The organism is Ruegeria atlantica (assembly GCF_947495585.1).
In the GTDB taxonomy this organism is placed as follows: Bacteria; Pseudomonadota; Alphaproteobacteria; order Rhodobacterales; family Rhodobacteraceae; genus Ruegeria; species Ruegeria atlantica_G.
In genome coordinates, this window is sequence record NZ_CANLZK010000007.1 from 168,849 (window position 1) to 186,487 (window position 17,639).

At 58.3% G+C, this 17,639-nt stretch carries 20 protein-coding genes; 11 read left to right on the forward strand and 9 right to left on the reverse strand.

Translation table 11 applies throughout. The features are described from left to right. Positions 1–3 precede the first annotated feature (3 nt). Both QMP16_RS13915 and QMP16_RS13920 read left to right on the forward strand, forming a co-directional pair. On the forward strand, positions 4–714 hold the full coding sequence (locus tag QMP16_RS13915) for a DUF599 domain-containing protein (RefSeq protein ID WP_282152868.1): 711 nt from the start codon (positions 4–6) through the stop codon (positions 712–714). Positions 715–749: 35 nt separating this feature from the next. Beyond that, positions 750–1,097, forward strand: coding sequence for a hypothetical protein (locus tag QMP16_RS13920; RefSeq protein ID WP_282152869.1), 348 nt, complete (start codon positions 750–752; stop codon positions 1,095–1,097). Positions 1,098–1,100: 3 nt separating this feature from the next. On the opposite strand, the gene QMP16_RS13925 is transcribed toward QMP16_RS13920, so the two are convergent. From QMP16_RS13925 to QMP16_RS13940, 4 genes are all read right to left on the reverse strand, one after another. Continuing rightward, positions 1,101–1,586, reverse strand: coding sequence for a flavodoxin family protein (locus QMP16_RS13925; RefSeq protein WP_282152870.1), 486 nt, complete (start codon positions 1,584–1,586; stop codon positions 1,101–1,103). Position 1,587: 1 nt separating this feature from the next. Further along, entirely contained in the window at positions 1,588–2,058 is a 471-nt protein-coding gene (gene rlmH, locus QMP16_RS13930) for a 23S rRNA (pseudouridine(1915)-N(3))-methyltransferase RlmH (RefSeq protein WP_282152871.1), read from the reverse strand. 44 nt (positions 2,059–2,102) lie between these two features. Beyond that, positions 2,103–2,462 (reverse strand): ribosome silencing factor, encoded by a 360-nt coding sequence (gene rsfS / locus QMP16_RS13935; RefSeq protein WP_058276550.1) that lies wholly within the window; start codon positions 2,460–2,462, stop codon positions 2,103–2,105. Positions 2,463–2,626: 164 nt separating this feature from the next. Next, a complete protein-coding gene (locus QMP16_RS13940) occupies positions 2,627–3,979 on the reverse strand; it encodes a mechanosensitive ion channel family protein (protein ID WP_282152872.1) in 1,353 nt (450 codons plus the stop codon). A 102-nt stretch (positions 3,980–4,081) separates the two neighbouring features. Here QMP16_RS13940 and QMP16_RS13945 point away from each other — a divergent pair, with 102 nt between their 5' ends. The 7 genes from QMP16_RS13945 (at position 4,082) to leuB (ending at position 10,337) form a co-directional block, all read left to right on the forward strand. After that, the gene (locus tag QMP16_RS13945) at positions 4,082–4,180 is read left to right on the forward strand and encodes an isopropylmalate isomerase (RefSeq protein WP_108861670.1); all 99 of its coding nucleotides are present in this window, start codon (positions 4,082–4,084) and stop codon (positions 4,178–4,180) included. 52 nt (positions 4,181–4,232) lie between these two features. Beyond that, positions 4,233–5,636: a 3-isopropylmalate dehydratase large subunit gene (leuC, locus tag QMP16_RS13950; protein WP_058276552.1), complete on the forward strand. Its 1,404-nt coding sequence runs from the start codon at positions 4,233–4,235 to the stop codon at positions 5,634–5,636. Between the two features lie 37 nt (positions 5,637–5,673). Next, the gene (locus tag QMP16_RS13955) at positions 5,674–6,228 is read left to right on the forward strand and encodes an HdeD family acid-resistance protein (RefSeq protein ID WP_282152873.1); all 555 of its coding nucleotides are present in this window, start codon (positions 5,674–5,676) and stop codon (positions 6,226–6,228) included. Positions 6,229–6,270: 42 nt separating this feature from the next. Continuing rightward, a complete protein-coding gene (leuD, locus tag QMP16_RS13960; protein ID WP_282152874.1) occupies positions 6,271–6,876 on the forward strand; it encodes a 3-isopropylmalate dehydratase small subunit in 606 nt (201 codons plus the stop codon). Positions 6,877–7,208: 332 nt separating this feature from the next. Continuing rightward, positions 7,209–8,039 (forward strand): hypothetical protein, encoded by an 831-nt coding sequence (locus QMP16_RS13965; RefSeq protein WP_282152875.1) that lies wholly within the window; start codon positions 7,209–7,211, stop codon positions 8,037–8,039. Further along, positions 8,036–9,067, forward strand: a complete 1,032-nt coding sequence (locus QMP16_RS13970) for an endonuclease/exonuclease/phosphatase family protein (RefSeq protein WP_282152876.1) — start codon at positions 8,036–8,038, stop codon at positions 9,065–9,067. Before QMP16_RS13965 ends, QMP16_RS13970 begins: the two co-directional genes overlap by 4 nt. Before the next feature lie 166 nt (positions 9,068–9,233). Further along, positions 9,234–10,337 (forward strand): 3-isopropylmalate dehydrogenase, encoded by a 1,104-nt coding sequence (leuB, locus tag QMP16_RS13975; protein WP_108861675.1) that lies wholly within the window; start codon positions 9,234–9,236, stop codon positions 10,335–10,337. Between the two features lie 48 nt (positions 10,338–10,385). On the opposite strand, the gene QMP16_RS13980 is transcribed toward leuB, so the two are convergent. Beyond that, the gene (locus tag QMP16_RS13980; protein WP_282152877.1) at positions 10,386–12,572 is read right to left on the reverse strand and encodes a transglycosylase domain-containing protein; all 2,187 of its coding nucleotides are present in this window, start codon (positions 12,570–12,572) and stop codon (positions 10,386–10,388) included. 259 nt (positions 12,573–12,831) lie between these two features. Here QMP16_RS13980 and QMP16_RS13985 point away from each other — a divergent pair, with 259 nt between their 5' ends. Both QMP16_RS13985 and QMP16_RS13990 read left to right on the forward strand, forming a co-directional pair. Further along, positions 12,832–13,170 (forward strand): P-II family nitrogen regulator, encoded by a 339-nt coding sequence (locus QMP16_RS13985; protein WP_058273036.1) that lies wholly within the window; start codon positions 12,832–12,834, stop codon positions 13,168–13,170. Positions 13,171–13,203: 33 nt separating this feature from the next. Further along, positions 13,204–14,514 carry an ammonium transporter gene (locus tag QMP16_RS13990; RefSeq protein ID WP_282152878.1) on the forward strand — a complete coding sequence of 437 codons (1,311 nt, stop codon included), beginning with the start codon at positions 13,204–13,206 and terminating at the stop codon, positions 14,512–14,514. A gap of 67 nt (positions 14,515–14,581) precedes the next feature. Here the strand turns inward: QMP16_RS13990 and QMP16_RS13995 are convergent, their stop codons facing one another. The 4 genes from QMP16_RS13995 to QMP16_RS14010 all read right to left on the reverse strand — a co-directional run bounded on the left by QMP16_RS13995 (position 14,582) and on the right by QMP16_RS14010 (position 17,555). Next, positions 14,582–15,766, reverse strand: coding sequence for an amino acid aminotransferase (locus QMP16_RS13995; RefSeq protein ID WP_282152879.1), 1,185 nt, complete (start codon positions 15,764–15,766; stop codon positions 14,582–14,584). Beyond that, positions 15,766–16,620, reverse strand: coding sequence for a 3-mercaptopyruvate sulfurtransferase (gene sseA / locus QMP16_RS14000; RefSeq protein WP_282152880.1), 855 nt, complete (start codon positions 16,618–16,620; stop codon positions 15,766–15,768). Before sseA ends, QMP16_RS13995 begins: the two co-directional genes overlap by 1 nt. A 93-nt stretch (positions 16,621–16,713) precedes the next feature. Continuing rightward, the gene (locus QMP16_RS14005) at positions 16,714–16,983 is read right to left on the reverse strand and encodes a CBU_0592 family membrane protein (protein WP_282120956.1); all 270 of its coding nucleotides are present in this window, start codon (positions 16,981–16,983) and stop codon (positions 16,714–16,716) included. Then, positions 16,980–17,555 (reverse strand): helix-turn-helix domain-containing protein, encoded by a 576-nt coding sequence (locus QMP16_RS14010; protein WP_282120957.1) that lies wholly within the window; start codon positions 17,553–17,555, stop codon positions 16,980–16,982. Before QMP16_RS14010 ends, QMP16_RS14005 begins: the two co-directional genes overlap by 4 nt. Positions 17,556–17,639 lie beyond the last annotated feature (84 nt).

The window sequence follows — 17,639 nt, forward strand, 5'->3', positions numbered from 1 at the left end:
AGCATGACTTGGATTGATCGGGCACAATTGTTTTCACCGCTGGATTATGCGGCCATTGCCGTGTTGCTGATCACCTGGCTGTGGATCGGTTGGCGAATCGAAAATCCCTCACCCAATAAGCATTCCGTCACGGTGATGATGGATGACTATCGTCGAGAATGGATGCGGGAAATGGTCACCCGGCAACCCCGAATGTTTGACGCGCAGGTGGTCGCGGCGATGCGGCAGGGCAGCACGTTTTTTGCATCGACTACGATGATCGCCATCGGGGGCGGATTAGCCCTGCTGGGCAATACCGAAAGTCTTGCCGGTGTTGCCAATGATCTGGCCATCGGCAGCGCACCGGCCATGGTGTGGGAGATCAAAATCCTGATCATCATCCTTCTTCTGGCAAATGCGTTTCTGAAATACGTCTGGGCGCATCGGCTGTTTGGCTATTGCGCAGTTCTGATGGCTGCGGTCCCCAACGAACCATCAGACCCGCAAGCCTATCCGCGCGCGGCACAGGCGGCCGAGATTTGCGTCACCGCAGCGCGTAGCTTTAACCGCGGTTTGCGCGTGACTTATTTTGCCCTGGCATCCGTTGCCTGGATACTTGGGCCTGTGGCGCTGTTGCTGGGCACGGCAATCACGTTTGGTGTCCTTTACCGTCGTGAGTTTGCGTCGCATTCCCGGCTCGTCCTGATGTCCCAACCGCGCAACACGGATTCGTGATCGCTAAGCCAACGGACACAGCCTAGGATCGCCACATGCGGTATTTGATTCTCAGCCTTCTTCTCGCCAGCCCGGCGCTTGCCGACCCTTCTGTGATTGAAAAAGTGGCGGCCAACCAAAGCGGTGACACGTGGCGATTCGACGTGACGATCCGCCATCCCGATACCGGATGGGATCACTATGCCGATGGCTGGCGCGTTCTGGACATGGACGGCAATGAACTGGGCATGCGCGTATTGCATCACCCACATGAGACTGAGCAGCCCTTTACACGCTCACTATCCGGAGTGGCGATTCCAGATGGCGTGACACAGGTTCAGATTCAGGCGCGGTGCAGTGTCGATGGCTGGGGCGATGAGACCACGCTGGTCCCGCTGAACTGATCTTCAGAACACACCCAGCGCCAGACCCGCACCCAACGCAGCCCCAATATCACGGCACTCATCCAGTTGATTTTGCGGGATGGTCTTTTCGGCCAGAATAGCCTCGGGCGTCTGCGCATGGGTACAGATGATCAGCGGCGACTGAACCTCTTTCAACCGCCAACCGGTGGCAATCCGCGCGGTTTGACGGGCCGCGTTCTCGCCATCGGACCCAGCACAGATCATCTGCGCATACGGTCGCCCTTCGATCTTGCCCAGCACAGGGTAGTAGCAACGGTCAAAGAACTCTTTCATCAGACCTGAAATCGCGGCCAGATTCTCGGGCGCGCAGAAAATATACCCATCCGCACCCAGCAAATCCTCAGGGGTCGCCTGATCTGCAGTTTTCAGAACCGTTTCCGCTTCGTCCCGCGCTCCTGCCGCAGCGGCTTGGGCCATTTGGCGGGCTCCGCCGGTGCGCGAATGGTAGACGATCAGAAGCTGCGCCATGTCAGACCCGGTGATAGGGACCGCCCGACAGGATGGTCGCGGCCCGGTAAAGTTGCTCGGCCAGCATCACACGGACCAGCATATGCGGCCAGACCATCGACCCGAATGAGATGGAAAAATCGGCCTCGGCCCGCAGATCAGGGTCTATTCCGTCTGCGCCGCCAATGATCAATGCCAGATCCTGCCGTCCGGCATCGCGCCAGCTACCGAGTTTTTTGGCAAAATCAGGCGAGGACATCACCCGCCCGCGTTCATCCAGCGTGCAGATCACCGCACCTTTGGGCATCGCCTTGCGCAGTAACGCGGCCTCGGCCCCCATCCCTGCGTTTTTCTTGTCCTCAACTTCGATCACCTGTGCAGGACCAAGGCCCAGGCTACGGCCGGTCCGGTCAAATCGGGTCAGATAATCGTCAAGCAGGGTCTTCTCCGGTCCGGCACGCAATCGCCCGACCGCACAAATGCTTATACGCATATTTCTCTCGCCTCCAGCCTGTTAATGCAGGCCGGGATAGCGCCTCAGTTGGCCGAGGCGCTGCCGCCCTGAGGCAGCCACATCTTTTCCAGCTGATAGAATTCACGCACTTCGGGGCGGAAGATATGGACGATCACGTCGCCCGTATCGATCAGCACCCAGTCGCCGGCATCCTTGCCTTCGACCTTCGAGGTGAAACCGAATTCCTGCTTGATGCGATCCGTCAGCTTTTCCGCCATGGCCGAGACCTGACGTGTCGAACGCCCGGACGCAATGACCATGTGATCCGCGACAGACGACTTGCCTTGCAGGTTGATCTGCACGACATCTTCGGCCTTGTCATCGGAAAGTGAGGAAAGGATACGTTCAAGCAGCTTGTCGCTGATTGACTGAGAGTGGGCCATTACATTGGCCCCATCATCGGCGGGCAAACCCGCCTGTGTATGTAGAGACAGGACATAGTCCTCCTTTGTTGCGCGCCGCCAAACCCCGGCGCAGGGGTACTAATAAGGTAACAAGGGGAATGCAACATTTCAATGAACGGGCGCTTTTGCGGCCGCACGGGTGCTCACTCTTTGGCGATCTGTTGCTGCTCTGCGCCGTCGGGCAGCAGCCGGACCTCGCGCTGGGGGAAAGGAATCGATATCCCCTCGGCCTTGAAAGCGTCCCAAAGGGCGAGGTAAACATTGCCCCTGATATTGGTAAGCCCCTTGGTCGGATCGCTGATCCAGAACCGCAGCACATAGTTCACGCTGCTGTCGCCGAACCCGGTTATATGGCAGACCGGCTCATGTGAACCGCCGCTGAGAACACGTTTCACCGATTTAACTGCCCGGATCGCGGTTGCGCGCACCTGATGCGGGTCGTCGTCGTAACTGGTGCCAAAGTCCAGATCCAGACGCACATAACGGTCCGAATGCGACCAGTTCACCACCTGATTGGTGATCAAGTCTTCGTTCGGGATCAGGTATTCACGCCCATCCCGCGTGACCACCGATACATACCGCGCGCCCAGCGAGTTGATCCATCCGAATGTGTCACCCAACGAAATCACGTCGCCCGGTTTGATCGAGCGGTCCATCAGGATGATGATCCCGGAAATCAGGTTCGACACAACTTTTTGAAGACCAAAACCGATGCCCACGCCGATCGCGCCTGACAACAGCGCGATGCCAGTCAGATCAAACCCAAGCGTGCGGATGGCCGCCATAAAGACAGCTCCGTACAGCAGAACTTGAATGCCTTTGGCCAACAGAACCTGCATCGAAGGCGTGATGTCGTCGTTCCTCTGCAATCCCCGCTCGGCCGTGCGGGTCCCGATGCGGGCCAACGTCAGCAGCACGCCGATCAGCAAAGCGGCCTTGAGAATCCCCAGGGCCGAGATGTGCAGATCACCGATGGAAATCGCCACGCCGTCCAGAAACTCGGCCACATCATCCGTCAAGTTCAGCGCAACCAGTGTTGCATAGACCCACATTGCCCATTTGAAGATCCGCCGCAGCGTACGGTTGCGGACAAGTCGCGCCACCAGCGCGATCGCCAGCCAAGCGGCGGCCAATGTCGCGATCACGCCGATAATGTAACTGTGCGACGGCCAGGTCACATTCTGCATGAACAGGTACAGCGTCCAGGACAACAAAACGAAATAGACCAGCGTCAGGCGCTGCATCAGCTGAACCAGAGTGCGCAGCCGCCATTTGGGCCAGCCGGTGCGGGCACGTGCCCAGGTTTCCCACCGGTTTTGCGTCACCAGCTTGAGCACATATGCCAAAGCCCACAGGGCGAGGATGATGATCAACTGGTGCCGCCGCCAACCCGGCGTGACGATCAGATCGGCAAGTTTGCCGAACTGCACGGAAAACCCCGCGACCATGTTTTCATAGAGTTCCGACAGCGAGCTGGGGATCAGGTCTTGGTTCATACAGGTCTCCTGACACGCAGCTTGGACAGCAACTCGGGGTGATGCAAGCCCGAGGCCGGATTGAACCTTGATTGACGGGCACACGCGATATATCTGAGGCGCATGAGAGTCTATTTGGCCCCTGCTCCGACACTGCAAGACCGCACGCGCCTGCGTGAACGGTTCTTTGGGGCCGCCCGCACGGTTCTGGCCCGCCTATAAGCGGCGCCCAGCCACTCGCCAGCTATTTCTCATTACACACGGGAGAGGACCGATGTCCCCCAAAACACTCTATGACAAGATCTGGGATGCCCATGTCGCGCACGAAGCCGATGATGGCACCTGCCTGCTTTATATCGACCGCCATCTGGTACACGAAGTCACCAGCCCGCAAGCCTTTGAAGGGCTTCGCATGGCGGGTCGTCCAGTACGCGCGCCGGAAAAGACCATCGCCGTGCCGGACCACAACGTTCCGACCACTGCGGATCGGGTGAACGGGATCGAAAACCCCGAATCACGCATTCAGGTCGAAGCGCTGGACAAGAACGCGAAGGATTTCGGCATTCACTATTACCCGGTGAATGACGTTCGTCAGGGCATCGTGCACATCGTCGGCCCCGAACAGGGCTGGACCCTGCCTGGCATGACCGTTGTATGTGGCGACAGCCACACGGCCACTCACGGCGCGTTTGGTGCTTTGGCCCACGGCATCGGCACGTCCGAGGTTGAACATGTTCTGGCCACGCAAACCCTGATCCAGAAGAAATCCAAGAACATGAAGGTGGAAATCACCGGCAAGCTGCAGCCGGGTGTGACCGCCAAGGACATCACTCTGGCTGTGATCGGTGAGACCGGTACTGCCGGCGGAACCGGCTATGTTATCGAATATTGCGGCGAAGCGATCCGCGATCTGTCGATGGAAGGCCGCATGACCGTCTGCAACATGGCGATCGAAGGCGGTGCACGTGCAGGCCTGATCGCGCCGGACGAGACCACCTATGAATATGTCAAAGGTCGCCCCCACGCGCCGAAAGGTGCCCAGTGGGAAGCTGCTCTGACATGGTGGAAAACGCTGTTTACCGACGATGACGCGCATTTCGACAAGGTCATCACCCTGCGCGGCGAAGACATCGCACCTGTCGTGACCTGGGGCACCAGCCCCGAGGACGTACTGCCGATCACCGCAACTGTACCGAACCCCGAAGATTTTGAAGGTGGCAAGGTTGACGCAGCCCGCCGCTCGATCGAGTACATGGGTCTGGAAGCCGGTCAAAAGCTGAGCGACGTCGAGATTGACACTGTTTTCATCGGGTCCTGCACCAATGGCCGCATCGAAGACCTGCGCGCTGCTGCCGAGATCCTGAAGGGCAAAAAGGTCAAGGACGGCATGCGTGCCATGGTCGTGCCAGGTTCGGGTCTGGTTCGGGCGCAGGCCGAAGAAGAAGGTCTGGCCGAGATTTTCAAGGATGCCGGTTTCGAATGGCGTCTGGCCGGATGTTCGATGTGTCTGGCGATGAACCCCGACCAACTGCAGCCGGGCGAACGCTGTGCAGCGACCTCAAACCGCAACTTCGAAGGCCGTCAGGGCCGGGGCGGACGCACCCATTTGCTCAGCCCTGCAATGGCTGCCGCAGCGGCAATCACAGGACGGCTGACAGACGTCCGTGAATTGATGTAAGGTCCCATCACATCTAGATATTTGAGGGATTAAAAACATGAGTGACTGGGTCAAATGGCTCCTGCTGGGGCTTCTGTCCATAGCGTTCGGTATCTTTGTACTGGGCGCGCCAGTTGTGGCGTCTGTCGCCGTGACGGTGGTAACCGGTGTGTTGCTGCTAGTCTCGGGCGCGCTGCAAGTTGTTGGCGGCTTTACGGTTGAAGGTACCGGCAACAAAATTCTGTCACTCATCATGGGTGCGGTGATGCTGTTTCTGGGCTGGTCCTTTCTGGATCACCCGCTGCAGGGAACCCTGACACTGGCAACCGTGATGCTGATCCTGTTCATGGCAGGCGGTATCGCGCGGGTCATTCTGTCGTTCCAAATGAAGGGAACACAGTTTTTCTGGCCCACGATGATCTCGGGCGTCTTGTCGATCGTCCTCGCGGGCATCATCTGGACATATGTGGGAAGCGACCCTCAGGTGCTGCTGAGCATTTTGGGTATCTTCCTGGGCATTGAGATGCTGTTCAACGGGTTCGGATTGGTCTTCATGGCGTTCTTCATCAGAAACGCACCCAACGACGCAACAACAGAAGCGAAACAAGCTTAAACGCGGGATACGGGCGCGGCCCTCTCTCGCAGGAGTGTAGACATGGAAAAGTTTGACAAAGTCCACGGGGTGGCCGCCCCAATGCCGCTGATCAATATCGACACCGATATGATCATCCCGAAGGTGCACCTGAAAACCATCAAACGGTCCGGCCTTGGTGTCGTGCTGTTTGATGAGATGCGCTACCATGAACATGGTGGCGAAAACGAAGACTTCGTGCTGAACAAACCCGCCTATCGTCAGACAGAGATTCTGGTTGCCGGTGACAATTTCGGCTGCGGCTCGTCGCGCGAACACGCACCCTGGGCGATCAAGGATTTCGGCATCAAGGTTGTGATCTCGACCAGCTTTGCCGACATCTTCTTCAACAACTGCTTCAAGAACGGCATCCTGCCCATCGTGGTCGAAGAAGAACACCACGCGATCCTGATGGAAGATGCGCATAAAGGCGAAAACGCCCGCATGACCGTGCATCTGGAAGATCAGCAGATCACCACCTCGGATGGCGTTGTGATCGAGTTCAGCGTCGACCCACATCGCAAGCATTGCCTGCTGAATGGTTTGGACGATATCGGCCTGACGATGGAGAAAGATCATCACATCGACAAATTCGAGGATCACGCAAACCAGGCCCGTCCCTGGGTGTGATTCCAAGAACGAATCTGCGGTTACTCAACCTATCGGGGTCGCCTGAGCGGCCCCTTTCGCTTTCTTGGGGTTGAAGTTCCGGCAACCACAACATGTAGCTGCAGGACCCCAATACACGTCGAATTTGCGACAGGGATGATGCAAAGGCGCACCAGTTTTGCCATCATTTTGCCCAAAATCACATGTTTTCTACGCCTTGGCTTGAGCGGATTATCGCTGATCGTCAATGTTGGCGGTAATGGTGGTCTCCGACAAAAATATGTCGGATGCAAGATGGGACAAAGCCGTCAAAGAAAAAGAAACGGTCAATCCGTTTTGAAAGGGTTTGGATAGTGATTGCGCGCACAACAGGGGCGGCGATTCGGGGATTATTGGTCGCACTTATGGTGCTGACACCTGCGTTGTACCTGCCAGTAACGTCTACGAATGGGACCGAGATTGTCGTCTTTCTCGCCATTCTCGCGTTTTTCCTGACGTTCGCTGAATACAACTCTGCCTTTCCCAGCTTTATCGAATTCCGCGATGCGCCACCTGTGAACCGTTTGCGCTTTGTTGGGTTGATGTCGATGGTCACCTTCCTGACGTTGATCTGCAAAAACGCGTATGCGCCGACTGGCCTGACGACGACCTTCTATTCCTTTGGCCTGGGCGTTGCGAATGTGGTCGACTTTCCCTATTCGCCAGTACGGCTGATCATCCTGATGCTGCCGACTGATGCAAACGCGCCCCTGATCGAACTTGTCCGTATTTCTGCCAGCGTTGCGTATGTCGCTGCTTTGGTGACGATCGCCAGCTTTGCCTACGCGGTGAAAGTGCGCGGCTGGCCGACCGGAAATGGCGCCTTCAATGTCTGGACCAATCTTCCGCTGTTCGACCCCACCAAAGGCGGTGACGTAGTTACGCGCCTGCAGCGCGACGGTCGGCTGAACATTTGCATCGGTATTCTGCTGCCGTTCCTGATCCCGGCGCTGATCAAACTGCTGACTGACTATGCCGATCCGATCTCACTGAGCAATCCTCAGACCCTGATCTGGACACTCAGCGCCTGGGCCTTCCTACCGGCCAGCATGATCATGCGTGGCATGGCGACCCTGCGCATTGCCAATCTGATCGTCGAAAAACGGCGCGCCTATTCCACAGCCGAGTCTACCCAGACCGCATGATCCGCATCCTGATCCTGCTGCTGTTGCCCGTTGTGGCGCAGGCAGAGACGATCCGTATTGCCACCTACAATACAGAACTCAGCCGCGATGGTCCGGGATTGCTGCTGCGGGATATTCGCCGCGGTGATGATCAGGTGATGGCGGTTGTTTCCGTTTTGGCGGACACCCGCCCCGACATCATTGCGTTGCAGGGGATCGACTGGGATTTCGAGGGGCTGGCGCTGACGGCGCTGGCAAATCGGTTGCGCGAGGCCGGATTGGACTATCCCTACACTTTCGCAGCCCAACCAAATTCCGGCCTGGAAACGGATCTTGATCTGGACGGAGATGGTCGTACCAGCGGTCCTGGTGACGCGCAAGGCTGGGGTCGCTTCACCGGACAAGGTGGGCTGGCCGTGATGTCCCGCTATCGCATCGCTTCGGATCAGATTCAGGACCTGTCCGACCTGCTATGGCTGGAACTGCCCGGCGCTGAATTGCCTCAACATGACGCAGGCCCCTACCCATCAGAACCGGCGCAGAACGTTCAGCGGCTCTCATCCGTGGCGCATTGGATTGTGCCCATCGAAACTCCGGCAGGGCGGCTGGATTTGATGCCCTTCCACGCCTCACCCCCGGTGTTTGACGGACCAGAGGATCGCAATGGACTGAGGAACAAGGACGAGATCCGCCTTTGGTCCGCAGTCATGGATGGTGAAGTCGGGCGCAAACCCGATCGTCTGTTTGTCATCGCGGGTGACGCCAATCTGGACCCAGCGCGAGGTGATGGACGCAAAGAGGTGATCCGAGAGTTTTTGAACGACCCCCGCCTTCAGGACCCTTCACCCGCAGACCCCTCAGGCGATTTGACAACGGTGGTCTGGAAAACGGTTGGTCCAATGCGGGTCGATTACGTCCTACCATCGGCCCAATGGCAGGTGGTGGATTCCGGGGTGCACTGGCCCGCCGCGGGCTCCGAAGAACGCAAAACCGCCGAAAGCGCCAGCCGTCACCGGCTGATCTGGGTCGACCTGACACTGCCTCGCTGATACGGTACTTTGCGCTATGATCTGGCCTGCAATGCAGACCTGACGCAATTTTCAGACGCTAACGGAAACAAACCTGTATTTTCCTTGCCGTCAGGCGGGATCGTCTCATTGACCCGATGCCGCACAGGCGCTAGGGCCTGTGCTGTAAAACGCAAGGAGATCCTTCATGTCCAACCCCTCGCTCCTCATCCTGCCCGGAGACGGAATTGGCCCCGAAGTCATGGCCGAAGTGCGCAGAGTCATCGACTGGTTCGGTGCAAAACGCGGCCTGGAATTCGACGTGAGCGAGGATCTGGTCGGCGGTGCCGCGTATGATGCGCATGGCAAGCCCCTGTCGGACGAGACGATGGCCAAAGCGCAAGAGGTTGACGCGGTTCTGCTGGGTGCTGTGGGCGGCCCGAAATACGACGATCTGGATTTCAGCCTCAAGCCCGAGCGCGGCTTGCTGCGCCTGCGCAAAGAGATGGACCTGTATTCCAACCTGCGCCCGGCACAGTGCTTTGACGCGCTGGCCGATTTCTCGTCGCTCAAGAAAGATATCGTTGCCGGCCTCGATATCATGATCGTGCGCGAGTTGACCTCGGGCGTCTATTTCGGCGAGCCGCGCGGCATCTTTGAAGAAGGCAATGAGCGTGTGGGCATCAACACCCAGCGCTATACCGAATCTGAGATCGAACGCGCCGCGCGCTCGGCTTTTGAACTGGCAATGCGCCGGAACAAAAAAGTCTGCTCAATGGAGAAGGCCAATGTCATGGAATCGGGCATTCTGTGGCGCGAAGTTGTGAACCGTGTGGCCAAGGATTACCCCGAGGTCGAGCTGAGCCATATGTATGCCGACAATGGCGCGATGCAGCTGGTGCGCGCGCCCAAGCAGTTCGACGTCATCCTGACCGATAACCTGTTTGGCGACATCCTGTCGGACTGTGCCGCGATGCTAACCGGCTCGCTGGGAATGCTGCCGTCGGCCTCGTTGGGTGCTCCTATGGCGAATGGCCGCCCCAAGGCGATGTACGAACCGGTCCATGGTTCGGCCCCGGATATCACAGGTCAGGGAAAAGCTAACCCAATCGCCTGTATCCTCAGCTTTGCCATGGCGCTGCGCTACAGCTTTGATCAGCTTGAAGAAGCGGACCGTCTGGAAGCCGCAATCGAGAAGGTACTGGCCGACGGTGTCCGTACTGGTGATCTGCTGGCCGACGAAGGCGTCACGCCGGTTTCGACCACAGAAATGGGCGACGCCATTTTGGGCGCGCTCGACGACAGCCTCTGATCAGAACCGCATTCAATTCAAAAGGCGGTGCCCAGCGCACCGCCTTTTTTAATTTCCACCGAAAATGTTGTTCAGCATGTTGTTGATGGCCCGGTCCAACCCGGTTTGGTTCTTCCGGCGCTGCTGCTGCGGCTGAGCAGTTCTAACCGGTGGGTCCGGGGCGAGCATCGGCAATGGCGTCGGCGTCATACCTTCAGTCACGCGCAGCATGGTTTCTTTCCAGATTTCCGCAGGCAAACCGCCTCCGGTCACACCGGACAGCGGCGTGTTGTCGTCATAACCCATCCAGATGCCCGTGACGTAATCGGCCGTGAACCCGATGAACCACGCATCCCGCGCAGCCTGCGTCGTGCCGGTTTTTCCCGCCACCTGCCATCCGGGCAGTTGTGCCCGTGCGCCGGTGCCCTCGGACACCACACGCTCCATCATCCAGGTCAGTTGTTTGGCGGCTTTGTCGTTGATGACCCGCTCACCAATGCCGGTTGTCGTCACCATGACTGGGGTAACATCGCCTAACAACTTCAGTTCGGTCAGCCCATAAGGTTCAACCGCCGAGCCACCATTCAGGATACCCGCATAAGCCCCTGTCATCTCGATCAGCGTGCTTTCCGACGCGCCCAGCGCCAGGGCGGGACCCTGCGCCAGATCGCTATCAATGCCGAATTCGCTGGCCACGGTGCGGACATTGTCCAACCCTGCGATCTCAGCCACTCTCACCGCAGGGATGTTCAGCGAGTTTTTCAACGCGTCTGCCAGTGTGACGCGCCCGTAAAACTTGTTGGTGTAGTTCTTGGGACACCATTGGCCAGAGCCCGGAATGCTCACGCAGTAGGGCTCATCCACCACCGTATCCAATGGCGAATAGCCAAGCTCAAGCGCGGTGGCATAAACGAAGGGTTTGAAGGAAGACCCCGTTTGCCGCAGCGCCTGCGTGGCTCGGTTGAATGCACCGGACACCCGGGTCTTGCGCCCGCCAACCATGCCGCGCACAGCCCCGTCCGCCGACATCACCACGATCGCGGCCTGCGCCTTTGATCCTTCGCGGACCTTCTCCTGGAAGATGAACTGCAGCGCCTCTTCGGCCGATTTCTGGATACGTTGATCCAGTGTGGTGCGGATCACCACATCTTCGGTCGTGTTGCGTGTAAAGAACTCGGGCCCGCTGGCCATCACCCAATCGGCGAAATAGCCCCCCGCTCGCGCAGCAGCGGCTTCTGACAGTTGCGCGGGATTGCTGCGCGCACTGCTTGCTTGTGCCGAGGTCAGATACCCCTGTGCCTCCATCAGGCCAACCACCAGCCGCGCCCGATCCTGCGAACGTTGAAGGTTATTCGTCGGTGCATAGCGCGTCGGTGCCACCAGCAGACCAGCCAACATCGCGGCCTGCGACGGGCTGACCTCAGCCGCCGAGATCCCGAAATAGCGTTGGCTTGCGGCCTCGAACCCGCGCGCACCCGCGCCCAGGAAGGCCCGGTTCAGGTAGATGGTCAGAATCTCGTCCTTGGAATACTTGACCTCCATCGCCATCGCATAGACCGCCTCTTTGGCCTTGCGCCAAAGCGAGCCCTGACGGCAATCGGACTCATAGGCAGCCTCGGATTCCCAATCACTGGGCTCATAAGGCACACCCAGGCACAACAGCTTGGCCGTCTGCTGCGTGATGGTCGACCCACCATGTCCCGACAGCGGTCCGCGCCCTTCGCTCAGGTTGATGCGCACAGCGCTTGCGACACCGCGCGGGCTGACACCGAAATGGCGATAGAACCGCTTGTCCTCGGTCGCGACGACGGCGTTCTTCAGATGCGGCGAGACGGTATCGGCGGTGATCACCCCACCAAATTGGTCCCCACGCCAGGCAAAGACCTTGCCGTCCCGATCCAACAGGGTCACCGATCCGCGCGCCCGACCGTCCAGCAAGGCATCGACGTCAGGCAGAGAGGAGTAGACAACCCCAACCGCCAAAGCCAACAGCATGGCGGCCACCGCGCCTACACGCCAGGTCACACCCCAAATCAACCGCCAGATCCAACGGAACATGCGGCGAAAGAAGCCGCCGCCGCCACCGGACGTCTTGCGGGTTTTCTTTCGGGCGGTCTTACGCGTTGACGTTTTACGCGCCGTCGCCTTTTTGCCGGCGGGCTTTGTCGTCCGCTTTGTTGCAGCGGGTTTACGCCCCTTCGAAGGGTATCTTTTGTCTGCAACAAGCGATGTCTTGCGACGCCTGGACTCAGTCATGCTCAAACTCTGCCCGGTTATCATTTTGAGGCACCATACCCTGCCACTGGCGCGAAGTAGAGGTATGAAATTCCGCTAACCGGCCTCAATAGTTCGCCCGCTTTTTGGGCAAAAACGTTTTTTTGTGCAAAAATTGTGCACCTCACCCCTCTTTTCCCCTGCGTTCACCCGCCCTGACCGTTTCTTACTGCGGTCAGTCACGCTCTCTTTCTGCAGGTGCAAACAAACCGGTTCCGCCGGACAGGAAGAGGGGACAGACGTGAAACTGATCATTGCGACAATCAAGCCGTTCAAGCTGGAGGAGGTGCGCGAGGCACTGACCGAAGCCGGCGTGCGCGGCATGATGGTGACCGAGATCAAGGGCTTCGGCTCGCAATCAGGCCACACCGAAATCTATCGTGGGGCCGAATACGCGGTGAATTTCGTGCCCAAGATCAAGCTTGAAATCGTGGTGCCCGCCACGATGGCCGACCAAATCGTCGAGACCATCACCAAAACCGCCAAGACCGGCAAGATCGGTGACGGCAAGATTTTCGTCCTTGATGTCGAGCAGGCGCTACGCGTGCGGACCGGGGAAACGAACGAAGAGGCGCTGTAAGCGCCGCCACTCCAAAGCATTCGAGGACTGACAATGAACCTGATGAAATCTCTCATCCCAGCCGCCGCGCTAGTCGTGCTGCCGCAGATGGGTCTGGCGCAAGAGGCCGCCGAGGGCGAAGCCGCGCTGCACACCCAGTATATTTTTACCACCTTGCTGTTCCTGATGGCAGGCTTCCTTGTCTTCTTCATGGCAGCAGGATTTGCCATGCTCGAGGGCGGTCTGGTGCGGTCCAAGAACGTGGCCATGCAGATGATCAAGAACATCGCGCTGTTTTCGATTGCCGCGATCATGTACTGGCTGGTCGGCTTCAACACGATGTACCCGGGCGACTTCAATGGTTTCTTTGCCCTTGGCGGTCCGACTGTACTTGATGCCGTGGGTGTTGCACCCGCAGACGCGGCGTTAGATTACGCGTCTATCGGTTCGGACTTCTTCTTCCAGCTGGTCTTTGTGGCGGCAACCGCGTCCATCGTGTCCGGTGCCGTGGCCGAACGGATCAAGCTTTGGCCCTTCCTGATCTTTGTCATCGTACTGACCGGTATCCTCTACCCGATCTCTGGGTCCTGGAAATGGGGCGGCGGCTGGCTGGATGCCATGGGCTTTTCCGACTTCGCCGGTTCGACCGTTGTTCATTCGGTCGGTGGCTGGGCCGCTCTGGCGGGCTGCCTAATCCTTGGCCCCCGCATTGGCAAATACAAGGACGGCAAAGTCCACCCGATGCCCGGCTCCAACCTGGCGCTGGCAACCCTGGGTACGTTCATCCTGTGGCTGGGTTGGTTTGGCTTCAACGGCGGCTCGCAGCTGGCGATGGGCACCGTAGGTGACGTATCCGACGTGTCCCGCATCTTCGCCAACACAAACATGGCCGCCGCATCTGGTGCTATCGCAGCCCTGATCATGACGCAGGTGTTGTACAAGAAACCTGACCTGACCATGGTGCTGAACGGCGCGCTGGCCGGTTTGGTCTCGATCACCGCAGAACCGCTTGCCCCGACCCTGTTCGGAGCGCTGTGGATCGGTGCAGTTGGTGGCATCATTGTAGTCTTCGCGGTCCCGATGCTGGACAAGTTCAAGATCGACGACGTTGTCGGTGCCATCCCGGTTCACCTGTTCGCAGGCATCTGGGGCACCATCGCCGTGATCTTCTACGGCGAGGCAAACCTGATCACCCAACTGACCGGTATCGTAGCTTATGGTGTGTTCACATTTGTTGGCGCGTTGATCCTGTGGACAATTCTGAAGGCGACGGTCGGCATCCGCGTCAGCGAAGAAGACGAGATCAACGGCCTCGACATGGCAGAGCTGGGTATGGAAGCTTATCCAGAGTTTTCGAAAGGCTAATAGCCAGCAACTCGAAAATAAAAAACCCGGGCGTTCGCGCCCGGGTTTTCTGATTTATAGAATTGAATCAGACACCGACGTCAATAATCGCCTTGGCCAAGATCGGAACCGTCGTCGCGTTCAAACCAGCAATGTTCAACCGGCTGTCACCGACCATGTAGATGCCGTGATCCGCGCGTAGCTTTTCGACCAGTTCCGGTGCCGCCCCCAGACGCGAGAACATGCCGCGGTGCTGGGCGACAAACCCAAAACGATCGGACCCACTTTGGGCCTGCAGCTCGTCTGCCAGTTGTTGGCGCAAGCCCAGCATGGACAGGCGCACCTCTTCCAGCTCAGCCGCCCAGTCAGCGCGCAGGGCTTCGTCGTTCAGGATCGTCGTCACGACCCGCGCACCGTGATCTGGCGGGAACGAGTAGTTCTGACGGTTCAGGAAGGCCAGCGTGGACTGGTTAAGGGCTGTCTGCGCCGGGTCATCACTGATGGCCATCAACAGGCCGGTCCGCTCGCGGTAGACACCGAAATTCTTAGAGCAGGACGCTGCAATCAGGCAACGCTTGACCGACGAGGCCACCAGACGGGTTGCCTGCGCGTCTTCCTCAAGACCGTCACCAAAGCCCTGATAGGCAATATCGATCATCGCCACGAGGCCGCGCTCGTTGATCAGGTTCACAACTTCTTGCCATTGCACCATGTTCAGGTTGGCACCGGTCGGGTTGTGGCAGCAACCGTGCAGCAAGATCACGTCGCCCGCATTCGCGGTTTTCAGATCCTCGATCATTCCGTCGAAATCTACGCCACGGGTTTCACCGTCGAAATAGCGGTACTGGACCGTCTCCATCCCCAGGTAATTCAGGATCGACAGGTGGTTCGGCCATGTCGGGTTCGACACGAACACGCGGGCCGAAGGGTTGGCCATGCGGATCATCTCAAACGCCTGACGGCAGGCACCGGTTCCACCGGGCGTCGCCACCGCAGCGATGTTGCCGCGTGGAACCGAGGTGCCCAGGATCAGGCCAATCATCGCATCGGCATAGGCCGGGTCGCCCGCCAATCCGGTGTAGGCCTTGCTCTCTTGCTCTTCCAGGATGCGCTTTTCGGCCGCTTTCACCGCACGCATCACCGGGGTCACGCCCTCGGCATTCTTGTAAACGCCAACTCCCAGGTCGATCTTTTGATCGCGCGGGTCTTCGCGATACGCCTGCATCAGCGCCAGAATCTTGTCGGCAGGCTGCGGTTTGAGGTTTTCGAACATCAGTTCTCTCCGGTTGCGACGGGCAGGGTCGGGAAGGCACCCCATTCAGCCCAGGAGCCGTCATAAAGCGAGTGGTCTTTCTTGCCGATGCGCTCAAGCGCAAGGCTGAGGATCGCGGCGGTCACACCCGACCCGCAGGATGTGATGGCCGGTTTCGACAGGTCCACACCTGCGGACTCGAAGATGGCGCGGCATTCCTCGGGGGATTTCATCGTGCCATTCTTGTTCAGCAAAGTGCCAAAAGGCACGTTGCGCGATCCGGGAATGCGGCCCCGTCGCAGACCTTCACGCGGTTCCGTTCCGGTTCCGGTAAAACGATCGGCAGAGCGTGCGTCGATGATCTCATGATCTCCCAGCTTGGCGGCGGCAGATACCTGCGTGACGTCACGGACCAGATGGTTCTGGACCCGGACGGTCATGTGGCGGTCGCGGATCACCGGCGGCAGATCTTCGATCTCATGTCCCTCGGCCTGCCATTTCGGCAGACCACCATCCAGAACGGCGATGTTTTCCTGCCCCATCAACCGGAACAACCACCAGACGCGGGCGGCAGACATCAAACCGGCCCCATCATAGACGACAACCTGATGGCCGTCGCCCACGCCCATCGCCCTCAGGCGGGACATGAACTTTTCGACCGGGGGCGCCATATGCGGCAAGTCCGAGCGGTGGTCCGAGATATCATCAATATCAAAGAACCTCGCACCGGGGATGTGGGCCGCGTCATATTCGGCCTTTGCGTCCCGCCCTTGCTGAGGCAGATACCACGACCCGTCCAGCACCCGCAGATCCGGGTCCTTGAGATGGGCGGCAAGCCATTCGGTAGAAACGAGGGTTTTCGGATCGTCCTGCATAAAAGCCTCCCCTAAACGCGTTTGGTTTTTCCCTATACTTGGTGGGATGCTGGTTCAAGGCTGGATAGCGCTAGCGCCCAAGTCGTTCTCGATTTACCGCACCCGACGCAGGCGAAAATACTGAATAATCCCGATGACGCTGATGATAATCCAGAACCCTTCGATCAGCATCGACGCCAGATTGAAGTTCTGCATCAACGAAAACACGATCAGAATCGAGCCGATCAAGTTCACCATCGGAAAAGCAAGGTCATCCGAGTTCATCATTCGCATCTGGGTGGCAAAATAAGCCGCAACTACAATCAATGCCCCGAAAGAACCGATGGCATCCACGAAGGTCAGGCTGTCAAAAAATGCGGTCATTGAAGTGTTCGGTCCTGCTCTGGAAACTCAATTGGTTGCGAATAGTGATGCATGTTGAGGAATGCCGCCCCACAATCACCGGCGCGGTACCCGTGCGGCACGTCGGCTGCGAACCGCAACCCCTGACCGGCTTGTAGTGGAACCCAGTTTCCATTGCGCAGGACGTCCAGTGTTCCGTTCAATACAAAAACCTCTTCGGTCACGCCGGCTGCATGGGCGGGTGATTCATGACTTTGATTCGGCGACAGATCTACGTGAAATGTTTCGGCGCCCAACGCGGGATCAAAGGGGAAGACAATCTTTACCTCGATGCTGCCCGGGAAAGTTACTGTGCTAAATACGCCGGTATCCTTTGTGTCGCGCATCGCAGCGGTGCCGATCAAAGCACTTAACGGAAGTTGGAAGCCTTTTGCGATCTTCCACAAGGTCGCGATCGTCGGGCTTGATTCGCCGCGTTCAATCTGACCCAGCATGGCTTTGCTAACCCCGGTAAGTTCGGCCACTTTGGACAGGCTCAGCCCTGACGCTGCGCGAACATCCCTGAGTTTAAGTGTTAGTTCGTCCGATTCCATACCTAGGCCTTGCGATTTGTCTTGTGCGTTATAACGTACATATGATACGTGCGCTATAACGTACACACCCAATATCGCAGCTTG